Origin of the sequence: Parasutterella secunda, assembly GCF_016901835.1 — a bacterium.
GTDB lineage: Bacteria > Pseudomonadota > Gammaproteobacteria > Burkholderiales > Burkholderiaceae_F > Aphodousia > Aphodousia faecavium.
In genome coordinates, this window is the sequence record NZ_JACJKX010000057.1 from 1 (window position 1) to 258 (window position 258).

Annotated in this window: 1 protein-coding gene; it reads right to left on the reverse strand. The window is 46.5% G+C overall.

Features of this window, described 5'->3' with window-relative positions; genetic code table 11:
• Positions 1–258: IS30 family transposase (locus H5985_RS09325; protein ID WP_275096771.1), on the reverse strand; the 258-nt coding region annotated here is incomplete at its 3' end.

The following is a 258-nucleotide window of genomic DNA, read 5'->3' on the forward strand; positions in this document are numbered from 1 at the left end:
GCCTCGTTCCCAACTGTGATAAGGAGTCGCGAAGTAAGTCTTACAGTTGAGTTGAGAACTAACCGACTTATGCAGAGCAAACTCCTTGCCATTATCAAACGTGATGCTGTGGAAAATCGCCCGGTAGGGTTGGACCGCTTTCAATATCACCTGCGTAACATCTTCAGCTGATTTACTGGCGGCTTTAGTCGTCAGTAGAAAACGACTTTTCCGTTCAACAAGCGTGACCAAAACCGCTCCTTTGGTCTTTTTACCCAA